The sequence below is a fragment of the Ruegeria sp. BC5 genome, assembly GCF_056539205.1.
Window position 1 is genome coordinate 1 of sequence record NZ_JBQFUN010000010.1, and the last position, 15,371, is coordinate 15,371.

General features: G+C 55.4%; 20 protein-coding genes and 2 pseudogenes. 21 read left to right on the top strand and 1 reads right to left on the bottom strand.

The features are described from left to right. The 8 genes from ACR0LY_RS17985 to ACR0LY_RS18020 all read left to right on the top strand — a co-directional run. On the top strand, positions 1-683 hold a 683-nt coding region (locus tag ACR0LY_RS17985), incomplete at its 5' end, for an EF-Tu C-terminal domain-related protein (protein ID WP_480567416.1). Positions 684-815: 132 nt separating this feature from the next. Then, the gene (locus ACR0LY_RS17990; RefSeq protein WP_170351688.1) at positions 816-2,060 is read left to right on the top strand and encodes a cation:proton antiporter domain-containing protein; all 1,245 of its coding nucleotides are present in this window, start codon (positions 816-818) and stop codon (positions 2,058-2,060) included. A gap of 303 nt (positions 2,061-2,363) precedes the next feature. Continuing rightward, the gene (locus ACR0LY_RS17995) at positions 2,364-3,050 is read left to right on the top strand and encodes a hypothetical protein (protein WP_170351687.1); all 687 of its coding nucleotides are present in this window, start codon (positions 2,364-2,366) and stop codon (positions 3,048-3,050) included. 227 nt (positions 3,051-3,277) lie between these two features. Then, positions 3,278-3,592, top strand: a complete 315-nt coding sequence (rpsJ, locus tag ACR0LY_RS18000) for a 30S ribosomal protein S10 (protein ID WP_008756422.1) — start codon at positions 3,278-3,280, stop codon at positions 3,590-3,592. Positions 3,593-3,610: 18 nt separating this feature from the next. Beyond that, on the top strand, positions 3,611-4,336 hold the full coding sequence (gene rplC / locus ACR0LY_RS18005; protein WP_170351686.1) for a 50S ribosomal protein L3: 726 nt from the start codon (positions 3,611-3,613) through the stop codon (positions 4,334-4,336). Beyond that, the gene (gene rplD / locus ACR0LY_RS18010) at positions 4,333-4,950 is read left to right on the top strand and encodes a 50S ribosomal protein L4 (protein ID WP_170334382.1); all 618 of its coding nucleotides are present in this window, start codon (positions 4,333-4,335) and stop codon (positions 4,948-4,950) included. The genes rplC and rplD overlap by 4 nt, the downstream gene beginning before the upstream one ends. Then, positions 4,947-5,243, top strand: a complete 297-nt coding sequence (locus tag ACR0LY_RS18015) for a 50S ribosomal protein L23 (RefSeq protein WP_058272362.1) — start codon at positions 4,947-4,949, stop codon at positions 5,241-5,243. Before rplD ends, ACR0LY_RS18015 begins: the two co-directional genes overlap by 4 nt. A gap of 330 nt (positions 5,244-5,573) precedes the next feature. Beyond that, entirely contained in the window at positions 5,574-6,275 is a 702-nt protein-coding gene (locus ACR0LY_RS18020; protein WP_217360552.1) for a hypothetical protein, read from the top strand. A 28-nt stretch (positions 6,276-6,303) separates the two neighbouring features. Here ACR0LY_RS18020 and ACR0LY_RS18025 read toward each other — a convergent pair whose 3' ends face one another. After that, positions 6,304-6,693 carry a MarR family winged helix-turn-helix transcriptional regulator gene (locus ACR0LY_RS18025; protein ID WP_254437438.1) on the bottom strand — a complete coding sequence of 130 codons (390 nt, stop codon included), beginning with the start codon at positions 6,691-6,693 and terminating at the stop codon, positions 6,304-6,306. Positions 6,694-6,843: 150 nt separating this feature from the next. Between ACR0LY_RS18025 and ACR0LY_RS18030 the strand changes: the two genes are divergently transcribed. From ACR0LY_RS18030 to ACR0LY_RS18090, 13 genes and pseudogenes are all read left to right on the top strand, one after another. Then, entirely contained in the window at positions 6,844-7,425 is a 582-nt protein-coding gene (locus ACR0LY_RS18030) for a YceI family protein (RefSeq protein ID WP_170351684.1), read from the top strand. Between the two features lie 259 nt (positions 7,426-7,684). Further along, a complete protein-coding gene (locus ACR0LY_RS18035) occupies positions 7,685-8,719 on the top strand; it encodes a fatty acid desaturase (RefSeq protein WP_170351683.1) in 1,035 nt (344 codons plus the stop codon). 5 nt (positions 8,720-8,724) lie between these two features. Continuing rightward, positions 8,725-8,819 (top strand): annotated as a pseudogene (locus tag ACR0LY_RS18040) (50S ribosomal protein L23); the annotation flags it as partial. 172 nt (positions 8,820-8,991) lie between these two features. Continuing rightward, on the top strand, positions 8,992-10,002 hold the full coding sequence (locus ACR0LY_RS18045; protein WP_170351682.1) for a formylglycine-generating enzyme family protein: 1,011 nt from the start codon (positions 8,992-8,994) through the stop codon (positions 10,000-10,002). 307 nt (positions 10,003-10,309) lie between these two features. Then, positions 10,310-11,152 (top strand): 50S ribosomal protein L2, encoded by an 843-nt coding sequence (gene rplB, locus ACR0LY_RS18050; protein WP_008757664.1) that lies wholly within the window; start codon positions 10,310-10,312, stop codon positions 11,150-11,152. Between the two features lie 3 nt (positions 11,153-11,155). After that, entirely contained in the window at positions 11,156-11,434 is a 279-nt protein-coding gene (rpsS, locus tag ACR0LY_RS18055) for a 30S ribosomal protein S19 (RefSeq protein ID WP_005980699.1), read from the top strand. Between the two features lie 3 nt (positions 11,435-11,437). Beyond that, positions 11,438-11,818: a 50S ribosomal protein L22 gene (gene rplV / locus ACR0LY_RS18060; protein ID WP_039538267.1), complete on the top strand. Its 381-nt coding sequence runs from the start codon at positions 11,438-11,440 to the stop codon at positions 11,816-11,818. Further along, entirely contained in the window at positions 11,818-12,528 is a 711-nt protein-coding gene (gene rpsC / locus ACR0LY_RS18065; RefSeq protein ID WP_008758042.1) for a 30S ribosomal protein S3, read from the top strand. Before rplV ends, rpsC begins: the two co-directional genes overlap by 1 nt. Before the next feature lie 12 nt (positions 12,529-12,540). Further along, the gene (gene rplP / locus ACR0LY_RS18070) at positions 12,541-12,954 is read left to right on the top strand and encodes a 50S ribosomal protein L16 (protein WP_058283513.1); all 414 of its coding nucleotides are present in this window, start codon (positions 12,541-12,543) and stop codon (positions 12,952-12,954) included. A 329-nt stretch (positions 12,955-13,283) separates the two neighbouring features. Continuing rightward, complete coding sequence (locus ACR0LY_RS18075; protein WP_480567458.1) at positions 13,284-13,628, top strand: YHS domain-containing (seleno)protein; 345 nt, start codon at positions 13,284-13,286, stop codon at positions 13,626-13,628. Further along, a pseudogene (gene rplP, locus ACR0LY_RS18080) lies at positions 13,625-13,732 on the top strand (50S ribosomal protein L16); the annotation flags it as partial. The gene ACR0LY_RS18075 and the pseudogene rplP (ACR0LY_RS18080), both read left to right, overlap by 4 nt. A 216-nt stretch (positions 13,733-13,948) precedes the next feature. Then, positions 13,949-14,497 (top strand): amino acid synthesis family protein, encoded by a 549-nt coding sequence (locus tag ACR0LY_RS18085; protein ID WP_170351680.1) that lies wholly within the window; start codon positions 13,949-13,951, stop codon positions 14,495-14,497. 49 nt (positions 14,498-14,546) lie between these two features. Further along, the gene (locus ACR0LY_RS18090; protein WP_170351700.1) at positions 14,547-15,167 is read left to right on the top strand and encodes a 2OG-Fe(II) oxygenase family protein; all 621 of its coding nucleotides are present in this window, start codon (positions 14,547-14,549) and stop codon (positions 15,165-15,167) included. Positions 15,168-15,371: the final 204 nt, after the last annotated feature.

The following is a 15,371-nucleotide window of genomic DNA, read 5'->3' on the forward strand; positions in this document are numbered from 1 at the left end:
TCATCGCAGGTTCGGCTCTGGCCGCGATGGAAGGCAACAACCCGGAAATCGGCGAAGAGAAGATCAAGGAACTGATGGCGGCTGTTGATGACTACATCGACACCCCTGAGCGTGAAGTTGACAAGCCGTTCCTGATGCCGGTCGAAGACGTGTTCTCGATCTCGGGCCGCGGTACCGTTGTGACCGGTCGTGTTGAGCGTGGCGTGATCAATGTTGGCGACGAGATCGAAATCGTCGGCATCCGCGACACTCAGAAAACCACCTGCACCGGCGTTGAAATGTTCCGCAAGCTGCTGGACCGCGGTGAAGCGGGCGACAACATCGGCGCCCTGCTGCGCGGTATCGACCGTGACGGCGTTGAGCGTGGCCAGGTTCTGTGTAAGCCGGGTTCGGTTACACCGCACACCAAGTTCGAAGCCGAAGCCTATATCCTGACCAAGGAAGAAGGCGGTCGTCACACTCCGTTCTTCGCGAACTACCGTCCGCAGTTCTACTTCCGTACAACGGACGTGACCGGCACCGTGACCCTGGCCGAAGGCACCGAGATGGTCATGCCCGGCGACAACGTCGGCTTCACCGTCGAGCTGATCGCCCCGATCGCGATGGAAGACGGCCTGCGTTTCGCCATCCGCGAAGGCGGCCGCACCGTCGGCGCCGGCGTTGTGTCGAAAATCATCGAGTAAGGCGCTTACGCGATTACCAAAAGAAAGGGCGTCCCAAGGGACGCCCTTTTTTTGTTTGGATGTATCAGTTCCTAGGCGCGCAAAAATGTGCAGCTTGTGTAAGAGAATTCCACAAGCAATATTTGAACCTATATGGAAAACTATCTTTTTCTATCTTTCATTCTTCTCGGGACGGGCATTGCTATTGTTCCGGTCGCCGTATGGCTTGGCCTTGGGTCGGTTCTGGGTTTCCTGATTGCCGGAATGCTGCTTGGCCCTGTCTTGTCGGTGCTGAGTGTTGATGTCGGCAGTCTTGAGCGGTTTGCCGAATTTGGCGTTGTCATGATGCTGTTTCTGATTGGTCTGGAACTGGCGCCAAAGAAACTTTGGGATTTGCGTAAAAGGCTTTTGGGGTTGGGTGGTTTGCAACTGGTTTGTACCTCTCTTGCCGTAATGGGGTTGGCGATGGCGCTCGGGCAGCCGTGGCAGTCGGCCTTGACCATCGGGTTGATATTTTCACTGTCGTCCACGGCTATCGTGTTGCAAACACTGCATGAAAAAGGGCTGCTGATGGGAACCGGAGGGCAATCCAGCTTTTCGGTTCTGTTGATGCAGGACATTGTGGTGATCCCAATTCTGGCGCTTCTGCCGTTGCTGGTGGTGCCGGAGCTTGCCGCGATGGGGGGCGGGGCCGTCAGTCACGGGCCCACGACAAGCACCGGGCTTTCACTGAATCTTGTGCAAGGCATGCCGGGATGGCTGAGGGCGCTTGTCACACTTGGTTCGATCATTCTGGTGATTGTTGGCGGTGCTTATCTGACCGGGCCAGTGTTCCGATATGTCGAATCCGCTAAATTGCCTGAGCTGTTCACAGCCATGGCCCTGACCCTTGTGGTCGGTGTGGCCGTGTTGATGATGGCCGTTGGTCTGACACCGGCTCTGGGGGCGTTCATCGCCGGGGTGGTGTTGGCCAACAGCGAATATCGCAATGCGCTGGAAAAAGAGATCACTCCGTTCAAGGGGCTGTTTCTTGGGTTGTTTTTTGTCAGCGTAGGAGCCTCGGTGAACTTCAGATTGATGGTCGAAAATGTAGGCCTGGTTGTCTCGCTGACCTTTGGGGTGATGGCTATAAAGGCGGTGATCCTCTTTGCTCTGGGCCGATTGTTCGGCGTGTCCGGTGCAAATAATTGGCTGTTTGCGCTGGGAATGGCACAGGCCGGAGAGTTCGGGTTTGTGCTGTTGTCCTTCTCGGTCGCAACCCATGTGCTGAGCGCTGATCTCGCAAACACGCTGATTATTGTCGTAGCGCTGTCGATGGTACTGACGCCGTTGTTTTTTTTGTTTTACGACAAGGTCATTGTGCCACGATATGTGACGATCCGACCGCCTGAGGGTTAGCGGCTCCTCCTAGGGCGCAGCGTCAGAGAGGTGAAGCTTTCGTTGCGGCGTCCGCGCGGTGTTCTGTGTCCAAGTTTGCGCTTGCGTGTTTTCGGGGAACCACTGGTTCTAAAGCCCGGTCTGAATGGTTTGACATCACGGTATTGTGCGGAAATATTGCACGCGTTCTGCCGAGGGTTTCATAGAATGACAGTACTCAGGAACCTTGTTTGCTTGGTATTCCTCGCAACATCAGTGAGTGGCCAAGAATCCTCGGATTTAGTTGTTCCGACAAATCGATACATCCGTGAAAACGCGGACCTCATGACGTTGACTCATTGGCCCGATGGAATTGCATTTGAAGCAGTTGGGGACGTTCCTGCTGAGCTAGGATTCCATTCGGCATCAATGCTCAAATTTCTGGGGGAGCATGCAAAAACACAAATCTCGTTACCTGGATCTCCGGGCAACTGGTTTCTGCCTAAAGGCAGTATCGGACCGGAAACAAACTATGCGCTGTTGTTTGGTCGATTGAAAGACGAAAAGGCAAGAAATGCGACCAAAGTCTATATTGGCCGTGACATTGATATTGATATCTCAAACGCAAAACCGGAGATTCGACGGTTACTGTCTTCAGGATTGTCTGTTCAAGGTGCTGGATGCTTTGCAGCTTGGGGCGCGAACGAGAAGAATGAGGTGCGAGGGTTCGTATTGGTTGTTGATACCGAAGTTTCGCAGCTTGATCAGAGAGCATGCATTGATCGTTTTGTTCCTTCATCGCTTGGTGTTCTGCCAGTGTTCTCGAATCTTACTTGGTCCAAGTATGAGGGAAAACGGATTCCGGAAGATGAGCCGTTCGTAGACGAAAGCGAGTTGGTTTTCCTTCTGCGTGCGTCTGCCTATTGTAGAGATGTTTTGGAAGATTTTTCTCTACAATGTCCAGCAGCAATTCTTGGTGATGTGTATCGACATCACGAAAGCACCCTGAGCAATTCAGAGACCGTAAAGTAAGTGACCTAATCTTGGACTTAGAAACGCGAAGCTCTGAGCCTTAGCTCAATTACTTTTTCAATGAGCTTTTAAATCGCCCTTGCCAAACCCCCTACACCCCTGTATTTCGCGCGAGTTCTCAACAAGAACGTTAAGGCGGGGTGATTCCCGCCTTTTGGGTTCGAAGAGGGTTGGCGATGCGCGCTTGTCCTCCTCTCAACCTCAACGCCTGATAAAAGGCTGTTATTATGCAAAGCCAAAATATCCGTATTCGGCTGAAGGCATTTGACTATCGCGTTCTGGATGCCAGCACGCAAGAGATCGTCAACACTGCCAAGCGGACCGGCGCGAACGTGCGTGGCCCGATCCCGCTGCCGAACAAGATCGAGAAGTTCACGGTTCTCCGTGGCCCTCACGTTGACAAGAAATCCCGCGACCAGTTCGAGATCCGTACGCACAAGCGTTTGCTCGACATCGTTGATCCGACCCCCCAGACCGTTGACGCGCTGATGAAGCTCGACCTCGCTGCTGGTGTGGACGTCGAGATCAAGCTGCAGTCGTAAGATCGGAGGGTATAGATTATGCGCTCTGGTATTATCGCAAAAAAAGTTGGCATGACCCGCCTGTTCATGGAAGACGGCAAACAGATTCCTGTAACCGTTCTTCACCTGGACAACCTGCAGGTCGTTGCACAGCGTACGGCTGACAAAGACGGCTACACCGCCGTTCAGCTGGGCGCCGGTGCGGCCAAGGCAAAACGCACCTCGAAGGCCATGCGCGGTCACTATGCCGCTGCAAAGGTCGAGCCCAAGCGCAAGCTGGCCGAGTTCCGCGTCTCCGAAGATGGCCTGATTGAAGTGGGTGCTGAGATTTCGGCAGAACACTTCCTGGAAGGTCAGAAGGTTGACGTTTCGGGTACCTCGATCGGTAAAGGCTTTGCCGGTGCGATGAAGCGCCACAACTTCGGTGGTCTGCGCGCCTCGCACGGTGTTTCGATCAGCCACCGTTCGCACGGTTCGACTGGTCAGTGTCAGGACCCGGGCAAGGTGTTCAAAGGCAAGAAGATGGCCGGTCACATGGGTGCTGCCCGTGTTACCACCCAGAACCTGGAAGTCGTCAAAACCGACGCCGACCGTGGTCTGGTCTTCATCAAAGGCGCCGTTCCCGGACCGAAATCGGGCTGGGTCACCGTCAAGGACGCCGTCAAGAAGAAAGCACCGGAAGGACTGCCTTTCCCGGCTGCTGTGAAATCGGCTGCAACCGAAGCACCTGCGGAAGAAGCACCCGCGGAAGGTGGTGAAGCATGAAACTTGATGTAATCAAACTGGACGGCGGCAAAGCCGGCAACATCGAGCTGGATGCAGACCTGTTCGGCCTGGAGCCGCGCGCGGACATCCTGCACCGTGTGGTCCGTTGGCAGCGCAACAACGCGCAGGCCGGCACCCACAAGGTGAAGACCCGCTCGGAAACCAGCTACTCGACCAAGAAGATCTATCGCCAGAAGGGCACCGGTGGCGCTCGTCACGGTGACCGCAACGCGCCGATCTTCCGCAAGGGTGGTATCTACAAAGGCCCGACCCCTCGTTCGCACGGCCACGACCTGCCGAAGAAGTTCCGCAAGCTTGGCCTGCGCCACGCTCTGTCGGCCAAAGCCAAAGCAGGTGAGCTGGTTGTGATCGAGAACGCCGAAGCTGAAGGCAAGACCGCCGCTCTGGCCAAACAGGTTGCAAACCTGGGCTGGAAACGCGCTCTGGTCATCGACGGTGCGACCGTGAACGAAGGTTTCCTGAAGGCGTCGCGCAACATCGAAGGTCTGGATATCCTGCCGTCGATGGGTGCAAACGTTTATGACATCCTCAAGCGTGACACCCTGGTGCTCACCAAAGCGGCTGTCGAAGCACTGGAGGCTCGTCTGAAATGAGCGCGAAGGCAGAACACTACGACGTGATCCGCAAGCCGATCATCACCGAAAAGTCGACCATGGCGTCCGAGAACGGCGCGATTGTCTTTGAAGTGGCGATCGACAGCAACAAACCGCAGATCAAAGAAGCGGTTGAATCGCTGTTTGGTGTCAAGGTGAAGGCGGTGAACACCACCATCACCAAAGGCAAGGTCAAGCGGTTCCGTGGCCAGTTGGGCAAGCGGAAAGACGTCAAAAAAGCATATGTAACCCTGGAAGAGGGTAACACCATCGACGTGTCGACCGGTCTCTGATCCGGTTACACCAAGCGGTGAGAACATGATCAGGCTTCGCCCCCGAATGGTGGGCGGAGCCTTTTTACGTTTGGGTCAGGAAGCTGCCATGTCCAAGGCAGGAACGGGTGTCTGACGGCAAGCCGTTAGCGTTTTGTTACCGGCGTTCTTTCGCCGCTAACCCGTGACAGGGGAGCGGACTGCGTTATCTTCAGTAGTAAACGGGGCAAAAGGTTGAAGATCATTCTGTTGATTGGGCGGTGACTATGGGGTGGTACGCCCAAGCGGGGTGGTACGCCCAAGCGTTTTGACTGATGCGCCGAATGCTTCGGAAATTATAGGTACGGTCAAATGAACAAACGTGGAGCAAACAAATCAATCTCTGTGAATTCGGACCGTTTTGCGCGCAAGCAGGGGTTCGTTACCCAGCGCTTACTGCGGCTTTTTGCGGGGTCAGTGGACCCTGCCGGTGACGCGGTTTCAGGCTCCCAAACTGAAGCCAAACGCAATCAGGTACTGGTGCAGATGCGGGCTTTCAGCGCCGAGCCATACTTTCAGATCGCTGATGAAAATCTTGGGCTTTTGTCCGTATTCGATGATCTGAAATATGACAGGGCGGATGTCGACATGGTTTCTCCGGCGATGCGGAGACATGTTTTCGGCAAGCTTGGGCCGCTGGGGTTTTGTCAGATCTCGGGCACGGTACTAGAACATCCGCAGGCTGATATGCGCGTGTACATCCCCAAGTTCCACGCCCTTGGGGCGTCGCCCTTCGATATCATCCGCTATACCGACAAACGGCCGCAGGATTTTTGCCTGCTAACGCCGACCCAGGTGGCCTGTCAGTTTATCGACCATTACGAGTTGGATGACGCAGTGCAGAGGGTCGAAGCGCTGATTGTGAAGCATCCGATCAACCTGCTCAAGCTGGCGGATTATCTTGAGGGGAAACCCAGGCACCGCGCTTTTCGCGAGGTGTTGGGCCATATCAAACTAAAGCAGCGCATTGCGGTTGAATCTGAACCACTGTGTCGCAGGCGGTCATTGGGGTGATCGTCGATCTGGGTCTTTGATGTTTCGTTCAATCCGCCTGACGTCCTGCGGACGCAAGGAACGCCTGCCAACCCTCGGCACCGCCAAGTGCGCGCATCTTTTCATGCAGCAGCGGTCCGTAGATTTTCCACATACGTTTACGCAGCTCTTTGCCCTTGTCTGTAATCTGCAGCATTTTACCGCGCCTGTCTCCGGCATAAGATACGAATTCGATTAGCCCCTCAGAAACCATCCGTCTGCTGAGATGAGACAGGTTCGACTGCTCAAAAATGGTGTCTTGAGCAAGTTCAAAAGGGCGCAGCCTTCCTCCGTGCCGCTCAAGCGACCATAGCAAGTCATACCATTTCAGAGGCGGCAGGCCCGCATCTTTCAAGGCTGCACTGATTTCTGACTGGATAAGCCGGGTTGTCCGGTTCATGGCCACCCAGATGTCTGTTTCCAATGGGGTTGGCAGATCTTTCTTCACAACTTTGTGTTTGCTCCAAATCTTATTGCTGTTGGCTGCAAATTCAACTAGATGAAAATTCATCTAAAAACCAGCCCCATTGCAGATGAAAGGAACATCACGATGACTTTCAAATCTATGATCGCAGCCGTTGCAGTAGCTGTCGCCGTCACCCCGGCCTTTGCGCAGACTTACAAAACCGACCAGGGGCATACAGAGGTGCGCTTTGGCTGGAGCCATGCAGGCGTGTCCAACCAGCATGCCGAGTTCACCAAGGCCGAAGGCGTGCTGGACCTGAACGCGGATGATGTCGAGGCATCGACCCTGAACGTGACAATTGACACAAACAGCCTGTCGTCGGGATTTGGCCCGCTGGACGACCACCTGAAGTCGGCGGATTTCTTTGAGGTCGAAACCTACCCCGAGATCACCTTTGTCAGCACCGGGATCGCGCGGACCGGAGACACCACGGCAGATGTGACCGGTGACCTGACCATCCACGGCGTGACCAAACCCGTGACCTTGAAGGCGACTCTGACCCATCAGGGCGAGCACCCGCTGGGCAGCGCCATCGAATATTACGCGGGCGATTGGGTGGCCTTCACGGCAGAGGGCGAGATTGACCACATGGAGTTCGGTGTGGGGCCCTTCTCGACCGGGCCGATCAGCATCATAATTGCAACCGAGATGAAGGCGGACGGCTAATATTACGGTCGACCGAGTCGTCGGGCTGGCGTCAAAAAACACATATGTAGGTGGAACGGATGACGCCATTGACGATTTCACTTGCCTAAGTCTGACCCGACATCGGACAATCGAACAAGGCCCCCGTGACTTCGGAGGCCTTTTTTGAGCGGCAGCACCATAAATTGAACGCCAAACATCGCGATTGGTCCAGAATCAGGTTGCTATGTCGGTGTGGTCGTCTATCCGGTGTGCTGAAAGAAAATGATTTGGCAGGCACATGACGGAAACCAATCTATCGACCTCGGCAAAGCCGGATGTGACCGCCGCGCGTGACTGGGTGACGACGCTTGCCAAATATCGCGAACCGAACCAGTTGCGCAGTTGGTTCGAGCTTGGCGTCAGCATCATCCCATTCATCGCATTGTGGGCAGTGTCGTGGATGTTCCTGTCCGTCAGCTATTGGCTTGCTTTTGCAGTCTCAGTCCTCAACGCGGCATTCCTGTTGCGCCTGTTTGCCATTCAGCACGATTGCGGGCACGGGGCTTTCTTCACGAACCGAACGGTCAGTGACTGGGTCGGGCGGGTGATCGGAGTGCTGACCCTGACGCCCTATGATGTCTGGCGCCGTACGCATTCCACGCACCACAATTCTTCGGGCAATCTGGACAAGCGGGGGATGGGTGACATCCACACGCTGACGGTGGCCGAATACCGTGCGATGACGTCGATGAACCGTTTTTGGTATCGGGTGTATCGGCACCCGATTACCCTGTTTGGCTTTGGTCCCGGGTATCTGTTCCTGTTTCAGAACCGGCTGCCGCTTGGCCTGACGGGTATTCCGAAATTCTGGGTCAGCGCGATGGTCACAAATCTGGCCATTCTGATCGTGTTAGGGGCCATCTACTATTTTGGCGGCATGATGCCGATGTTGCTGATTTTCCTGCCCTCGACCCTGATTGCCGCGGCGGCCGGCGTCTGGCTGTTCTACGTCCAGCACCAATTCGAAGAGACGCAATGGGATCCCGATAAGGATTGGCAGCTGCACGAGGCTGCCCTGCACGGAAGCTCTCATTACATCCTGCCATCCGTATTGCAGTGGTTCAGCGCCAATATCGGCATCCACCACGTGCACCACCTCTACAGCCGCATTCCGTTCTATCGCCTGACCGAAGTGCTGCGCGATCATGATGAGCTGGCCAACAGCAACCAGATGACCATCCGAGAGAGCCTCGCCAACGCGCGCCTGCACCTGTGGGATGAGAAAAGCCGCCGTCTGCTGTCCTTCGCCGAGGCCCGCGCGCTGTATGGGTGAGCGGTAAGTTCCACGGCCAGCTGGGCTGTCGGAAAGACGTCAAAAAGCAAATGTGACCCTGGAAGAGGGTAACACCATCGACGTGTCCACCGGTCTCTGATCGGACCCGTCTTTGGAGAGAGATAAATGTCCCCGCTAAAGTTGGGGGTTTTATTTTTGGGATAACGTGCATTTTCGTTTTTTTCGAGTGCAGTGGCCCTTCGATCAAAGCTCAAAGCTGCTTAAATTCTTTAGCTGTGCGTTCATAAATGACTTGATAGAGATTGAGCAGGATGAGCCTCTTCAGAATTTTGTTTTTGCCGGTGAGTTTCATTGCGCTCTTTCATGTTTCTCCGATTTTCGCTGAGGAGAGCTATTTTATCTCCAAAAGCCAAGTGGTTTCAGATCTTGATACGTTTCAGGAATGCGAAGCATGTCCATCAATGGTTGTTTTGCCTAAGGGGTATTTTTCGTTCGGATCAACTGAAAAAGAGGCGAGGGAAGCGCATCGTCGTTTCAAGATTGGTCTAAACATTGATCCCGATGAAGTCCCAGACCCCTATGACACATTCGTCAGCGAGACCCCAAAACACGACGTTACAATTGATGTTCCTATCGCAATGGGTCTTACCGAAGTTACTCGAGAGGAGTGGGCCGCCTGCGTCGCTGAGAGAAGGTGCGCAGATGAGGCCGACGCACGTATACGCTTTCGACTTAGAAACGGCCCCTACCAAGACCATCCCCGCAGCCCGATCACTGCTGTCACCTACACCGAAATGCAAGACTACTTAGCATGGCTAAATGACAAGGTGGGTGCCAAGGTCTATCGCCTCCCTACTGAAGTAGAATGGGAATACGCTGCCCGGGCAGGAGCAAAAACGATCTTTGCACAAGGTGATTCACTGACACGGGAACAAGCCAACTTTTCTATCTATTGGCGAGAAATCGAAGGTGGCAGGAGCGTGTGGAAAAGAGACCCCGGGAATGAAAAACGGCCTGTTACAGTGGATGAGTTGGATGCTGCAAATTCTTGGGGGTTGCGTCATATGTCTGGAAACGTATCTGAAACGACAAGATCGTGTTGGAGCGAAGGGCATCTCGGCTTTGCCTCTTCGGCTCGCTACCTCGCTGCCTCGTATCGTCCGCTTGGGTGTAGGCGCGTTGGAAAGGGGGGCTCGTACGGAGCATCAGTAGAATTGGCTCGCCCAGCTCGGCGTGTAGGCCATCCCGAAGACTATTGGGGGCCATGGGTCGGTTTCCGCATTGTGCGAGAATTGAAAGCGGAGGACAATCAGGAGGGCTGAGTTGGTGTTGGGTAACCAGTTGTCTCGGCATTTTCTGAAACTAAGTCATCCAAAACTTATAGTGGAGTAATTCGACGCTTCGTTCACCCGCGCAATCGGATTTTGCTGGGGCGCAAAAATCCAGCGCCCGCTATAGACACCCACCCCCAACACTGCTAAATGCACCCAATCTTGCGGCCTCGGATTCGTTCCGGGGCCTCTGATATTTGTAACCGGGGACCTTCGGGGCCCTATACCCTTGGCACCTACGGGGGCCTATCACATAGCGGGGGAATTCCCTGCACTTGCTAAACGGAAGACAGAAAGCATGGCACTTAAGTCGTACAAGCCGACGACGCCGGGCCAGCGCGGGCTGGTGCTGATCGACCGTTCGGAGCTTTGGAAAGGACGTCCGGTCAAGTCTCTCACAGAGGGTTTGACCAAATCGGGCGGCCGGAACAACACCGGACGGATCACTTCACGCCGCCGCGGCGGTGGCGCAAAGCGTCTCTACCGGATCGTTGACTTCAAACGGAATAAATTTGATGTCGCGGCAACCGTCGAACGGATCGAATATGACCCGAACCGGACCGCATTCATCGCACTGGTAAAATACGAAGACGGCGAGCAGGCATATATCCTGGCTCCGCAGCGTCTGGCTGTTGGTGACAAAGTCGTGGCATCCGCCAAGGCCGACATCAAGCCGGGCAACGCAATGCCGTTCTCGGGCATGCCCATCGGTACTATCGTCCACAACATCGAGATGAAGCCTGGCAAAGGCGGTCAGATCGCACGCGCGGCCGGTACTTACGCTCAGTTCGTTGGCCGCGATGGCGGCTATGCTCAGATCCGTCTGAGCTCGGGCGAGCTGCGCATGGTCCGTCAAGAATGCATGGCCACCGTCGGTGCCGTGTCCAACCCCGACAACAGCAACCAGAACCTCGGTAAAGCCGGTCGTATGCGCCACAAGGGCGTTCGTCCGTCGGTTCGTGGTGTTGCAATGAACCCGATCGATCACCCGCACGGTGGTGGTGAAGGTCGTACCTCGGGTGGCCGTACGCCGGTTACTCCGTGGGGTAAGGACACCAAGGGTAAGCGTACCCGCAACAAGAACAAAGCGTCCCAGAAGCTGATCATCCGCTCGCGGCACGCCAAGAAGAAGGGACGTTAATCTATGTCTCGCTCTGTTTGGAAGGGTCCTTTCGTCGATGCTTACGTGCTGAAAAAAGCCGAAGCAGCGCGCGAGTCGGGCCGCAACGAAGTCATCAAAATCTGGTCGCGTCGTTCCACCATTCTGCCCCAGTTCGTGGGTCTGACCTTTGGTGTGTACAACGGCCAGAAGCATATCCCGGTAAACGTCTCGGAAGACATGATCGGTCAGAAGTTCGGTGAATACTCGCCGACTCGTACCTATTACGGTCACGCCGCAGACAAAAAAGCGAAGCGGAAGTAAGTCATGGGCAAGGAAAAGAACCCCCGCCGCGTGGCTGAAAACGAAGCAATGGCGAAAACGCGCATGCTTCGCACCAGCCCGCAGAAACTGAACCTGGTTGCGCAAATGATCCGCGGCAAGAAAGTTGAGAAGGCTCTGACCGACCTGACTTTCTCGAACAAGCGTGTCGCGCAGGACGTCAAGAAGTGCCTGCAGTCCGCAATCGCGAATGCCGAAAACAACCACAACCTGGACGTCGACGAGCTGATCGTTGCCGAAGCATGGGTTGGCAAGAACCTGGTCATGAAGCGCGGTCGTCCGCGTGCCCGTGGCCGTTTCGGCAAGATCATGAAGCCGTTCTCGGAGATCACCATCAAGGTGCGTCAAGTTGAGGAGCAAGCCTAATGGGTCATAAAGTAAATCCGATCGGCATGCGCCTGCAGGTCAACCGCACCTGGGACAGCCGCTGGTACGCCGACACCAAGGACTACGGTGATCTTCTGCTGGAAGACCTCAAGATCCGTGAGTTCATCAACAAAGAGTGCAAGCAGGCCGGTGTTGCCCGTGTGATCATCGAACGTCCGCACAAGAAGTGCCGCGTTACGATCCACACTGCACGTCCCGGTGTCATCATCGGCAAGAAAGGTGCAGACATCGAAGTTCTGCGCAAAAAGCTTGCTCGTATGACCGACAGCGAACTGCACCTGAACATCGTCGAAGTGCGCAAGCCCGAGCTTGACGCGCAGCTGGTTGCCGAGTCCATCGCTCAGCAGCTGGAGCGCCGCGTCTCGTTCCGCCGCGCGATGAAGCGGTCGGTTCAGAACGCCATGCGCATGGGCGCCCTGGGTATCCGGGTGAACGTCGCTGGCCGTCTGGGCGGTGCCGAAATCGCACGGACCGAGTGGTACCGCGAAGGCCGCGTGCCTCTGCACACCCTGCGTGCCGACATCGATTACGCACATGCCGAAGCGATGACCCCCTACGGGATCATCGGGATCAAGGTCTGGATCTTCAAAGGTGAGATCATGGAGCACGATCCGCAGGCACGTGACCGTAAAGCACAGGAACTCCAGGACGGCCCTGCACCTCGTGGTGCTGGTGGCGGTCGTCGCTAAGGAGGGAAAGATATGCTTCAACCAAAGCGTACTAAATTCCGCAAGATGCACAAAGGCCGGATCAAGGGTCTCGCCAAGGGCGGCTCTGATCTGAACTTTGGCACCTACGGCCTGAAAGCTCTTGAGCCTGAGCGTGTAACTGCACGCCAGATCGAAGCTGCACGTCGTGCCATGACGCGTCACATGAAGCGTCAGGGTCGTGTCTGGATCCGCATCTTCCCCGACACTCCGGTCACTGCAAAGCCGATCGAAGTTCGTATGGGTAAAGGTAAAGGTTCGGTCGACCGCTGGGCATGCAAAGTCAAGCCTGGCCGCGTGATGTTCGAGATCGACGGCGTCAATGACGACATCGCCCGCGAGGCCCTGCGCCTGGCCGCGATGAAGCTGCCGATCAAGACTCGCGTCGTGGTTCGCGAAGACTGGTAAGCGATTGGGGGGCTACCCCGTTCGCTAAAAGATTGACCCCCGTCGGGATACCGGCGGGGGTTTTGCGTTCTCGATGTCAGACGCAGGTTTTGGGATTTAAACTTTCAATGGCCACATGCCGGTTTACCGACTCGTGACTGGCAATCGGCAGACAGGCGTGGCTAAATTCGGACGAACCCTCTCTGCCATCGAGTAGGATACTGATGCCAAGTTTTATCCTCCGCCATTTCGTTCTGTTGTTTCTGATGGCCGTTGGTACCGTGGTCGCCCCCGCAAAAACTTGGGCCGCGTCGCCCGAGGTGAATCTAGGGTATTTCAACAAGCTTGCGATGAACGGATATGACGTCATGACTTATTGGCAAGGCGGTGATCCGCAAAAGGGCGATCCTGAGATCATGGCTCAGCACAATGGCGCCACCTGGGTGTTTCTGAATGATGAAAACCGCCAGGCTTTTCTGTCTGACCCGGCGAAGTATGCTCCTCAATATGGCGGATATTGCGCCTATGCGGCCAGCCAGAATGCGGTGGCCGATGTCGACCCGTTCGCATGGCGCATCTGGGACGAAAAACTGTATCTGAATTACAGCCCGCAGGTGCGGCGCATCTGGGCCAGCGATATTGATGCCAATATTGAAAAAGCAAACGAGTTCTGGCCCGATTTGCTGAAGAAATAGGGCGTGTCTGGATCCGCATCTTCCAAGATACTCCGGTCACTGCAAAGCCGGTCAAAGTACGTCTGGGTAGAGTTTCAGTCGATCGCTGGGCATGCAAGCTCAAGTCGGATCACTATAAAGCTGCCGATCAAGACCTGTGTTTAGGTTCCCTAAGACTGGTAAGTGACTGGGGACCACTCGTTCGTGACAAGATTGCCCCTGTCAGGACACCGGCAGGGGGTATTGTGTTAGTCTTTTGCGACCCATCCCACTGATGAGTGAAAAAAGTCGACCTTTGCCCATAGCCCCCATAATCTGCCCAGAGTGAATGGGAGGGTTGTATGTTTCAGCTACGCAAGAAGGTTTTTGTCAAAGAGGTCATAACCACCGACCAGTTTGGGCAACCATGCGCTCCAGTCTGCAGAGTTGCAGCTTTGGCTGTCATACAAAACCCGCTGGCCGGTAAATTCTCGGAAGACTTGTCCGAGCTGTTTGAAATTGGAGGAATGCTTGGGGCAGACCTAGCGGCCGAGGCTGTTTCTCAACTCGACCGTGCCCCGATTTCCTACGGTAAAGCAGCGATTGTGGGTGCGAATGGCGATCTCGAACAAGGTGGCGCATTGATCCATCCGAAACTCGGCGCTCCAATGCGCGCATCAGCAGGTGGAGGTGAAGCCGTCATCCCGTCGAATGCCAAACTTGGGGCACCGGGATGTGCGATTGATCTGCCCCTCGGACACAAGGACAATCCGTGGTCCTTTGACCATTTCGATACCATGACGCTGAGCATTCCCGACGCGCCGAAACCGGATGAGATTGTTATGTGTCTGGCCTACGCGGATGGCGGGCGTCCGATCCCGCGCTGCGGCTCGGGGCCAATCAAAAACTAAGGGTTGGCTGGGGCTGGCCTTGGATCAGAGCTTGGGCTATGCCCAGCTTATGGCCCAGATTGAATCACTCTTCGTTACCCGTCTTTATCGCGCAGCTTTGTCCGAGTTTGGTCCCAAGATCGACCCAGAAGAGCTGGAAAACTCTTGCCTTGTCATTGCCGAGGATGATGAGGCCGGGCAGGAATGGTGTGAGGAGAACGGCTATCCTGGTTACACCAGCTATGCCTCGCTGACCGATCTGCCGTGGCGGTTCCCGATCTTTGCCGATTTGGTCAAGGCTCTGGACATCCACGTCGCGGCTTTTGCCAAGGATCTCGAGTTTGATCTGGGCGAAGGTGAGTTGAAGCTCGAGGATCTGTGGATCAACATCCTGCCCGAGGGCGGGATGCACTCCAGCCACCTGCACCCACACAGTGTGATTTCGGGCACCACTTATGTGGCGATGCCCGAAGGGGCCAGCGCGTTGAAGCTGGAAGACCCCCGCTCGGGCCGCATGATGGCGGCACCTACGCGTTTAAAAGATGGACGGCGGGACTTACAACCGTTCATCTATATGAAGCCGCAGGTGGGCGATGTCCTGCTGTGGGAAAGCTGGCTGCGCCACGAGGTGCCGATGAACATGGCCGAGGAAGAGCGGATTAGTGTTAGCTTTAACTACAAGTGGGAATGAGCCCCGGTTCCCCGTACGGGAATTGGAGCAGCAGAGCAATTGCGCGGCGAACAGGCGGTGTTCCTGCCAATCACGTTTCACCTCGCGTTGCCGAAAAACCTTGCAATATGCTCCGCCATGACCCATGTGAGGCACGCTTACGTTTTTCTTTTTCGACCACTGTCTCCTGAATTTTGGCGTTCAGTCTCTCGATCCAGACCGACC

Excerpts from the sequence above, each read along its gene's own strand:
- ACR0LY_RS17990 (WP_170351688.1), top strand. The coding sequence starts at position 816 with ATGGAAAACTATCTTTTTCTATCTTTCATTCTTCTCGGGACGGGCATT.
- ACR0LY_RS17995 (WP_170351687.1), top strand. The coding sequence starts at position 2,364 with ATGACGTTGACTCATTGGCCCGATGGAATTGCATTTGAAGCAGTTGGG.
- rpsJ (WP_008756422.1), top strand. The coding sequence starts at position 3,278 with ATGCAAAGCCAAAATATCCGTATTCGGCTGAAGGCATTTGACTATCGC.
- rplC (WP_170351686.1), top strand. The coding sequence starts at position 3,611 with ATGCGCTCTGGTATTATCGCAAAAAAAGTTGGCATGACCCGCCTGTTC.
- rplD (WP_170334382.1), top strand. The coding sequence starts at position 4,333 with ATGAAACTTGATGTAATCAAACTGGACGGCGGCAAAGCCGGCAACATC.
- ACR0LY_RS18015 (WP_058272362.1), top strand. The coding sequence starts at position 4,947 with ATGAGCGCGAAGGCAGAACACTACGACGTGATCCGCAAGCCGATCATC.
- ACR0LY_RS18020 (WP_217360552.1), top strand. The coding sequence starts at position 5,574 with ATGAACAAACGTGGAGCAAACAAATCAATCTCTGTGAATTCGGACCGT.
- ACR0LY_RS18025 (WP_254437438.1), bottom strand. The coding sequence starts at position 6,693 with ATGAACCGGACAACCCGGCTTATCCAGTCAGAAATCAGTGCAGCCTTG.
- ACR0LY_RS18030 (WP_170351684.1), top strand. The coding sequence starts at position 6,844 with ATGACTTTCAAATCTATGATCGCAGCCGTTGCAGTAGCTGTCGCCGTC.
- ACR0LY_RS18035 (WP_170351683.1), top strand. The coding sequence starts at position 7,685 with ATGACGGAAACCAATCTATCGACCTCGGCAAAGCCGGATGTGACCGCC.
- ACR0LY_RS18045 (WP_170351682.1), top strand. The coding sequence starts at position 8,992 with ATGAGCCTCTTCAGAATTTTGTTTTTGCCGGTGAGTTTCATTGCGCTC.
- rplB (WP_008757664.1), top strand. The coding sequence starts at position 10,310 with ATGGCACTTAAGTCGTACAAGCCGACGACGCCGGGCCAGCGCGGGCTG.
- rpsS (WP_005980699.1), top strand. The coding sequence starts at position 11,156 with ATGTCTCGCTCTGTTTGGAAGGGTCCTTTCGTCGATGCTTACGTGCTG.
- rplV (WP_039538267.1), top strand. The coding sequence starts at position 11,438 with ATGGGCAAGGAAAAGAACCCCCGCCGCGTGGCTGAAAACGAAGCAATG.
- rpsC (WP_008758042.1), top strand. The coding sequence starts at position 11,818 with ATGGGTCATAAAGTAAATCCGATCGGCATGCGCCTGCAGGTCAACCGC.
- rplP (WP_058283513.1), top strand. The coding sequence starts at position 12,541 with ATGCTTCAACCAAAGCGTACTAAATTCCGCAAGATGCACAAAGGCCGG.
- ACR0LY_RS18075 (WP_480567458.1), top strand. The coding sequence starts at position 13,284 with ATGAACGGATATGACGTCATGACTTATTGGCAAGGCGGTGATCCGCAA.
- ACR0LY_RS18085 (WP_170351680.1), top strand. The coding sequence starts at position 13,949 with ATGTTTCAGCTACGCAAGAAGGTTTTTGTCAAAGAGGTCATAACCACC.
- ACR0LY_RS18090 (WP_170351700.1), top strand. The coding sequence starts at position 14,547 with ATGGCCCAGATTGAATCACTCTTCGTTACCCGTCTTTATCGCGCAGCT.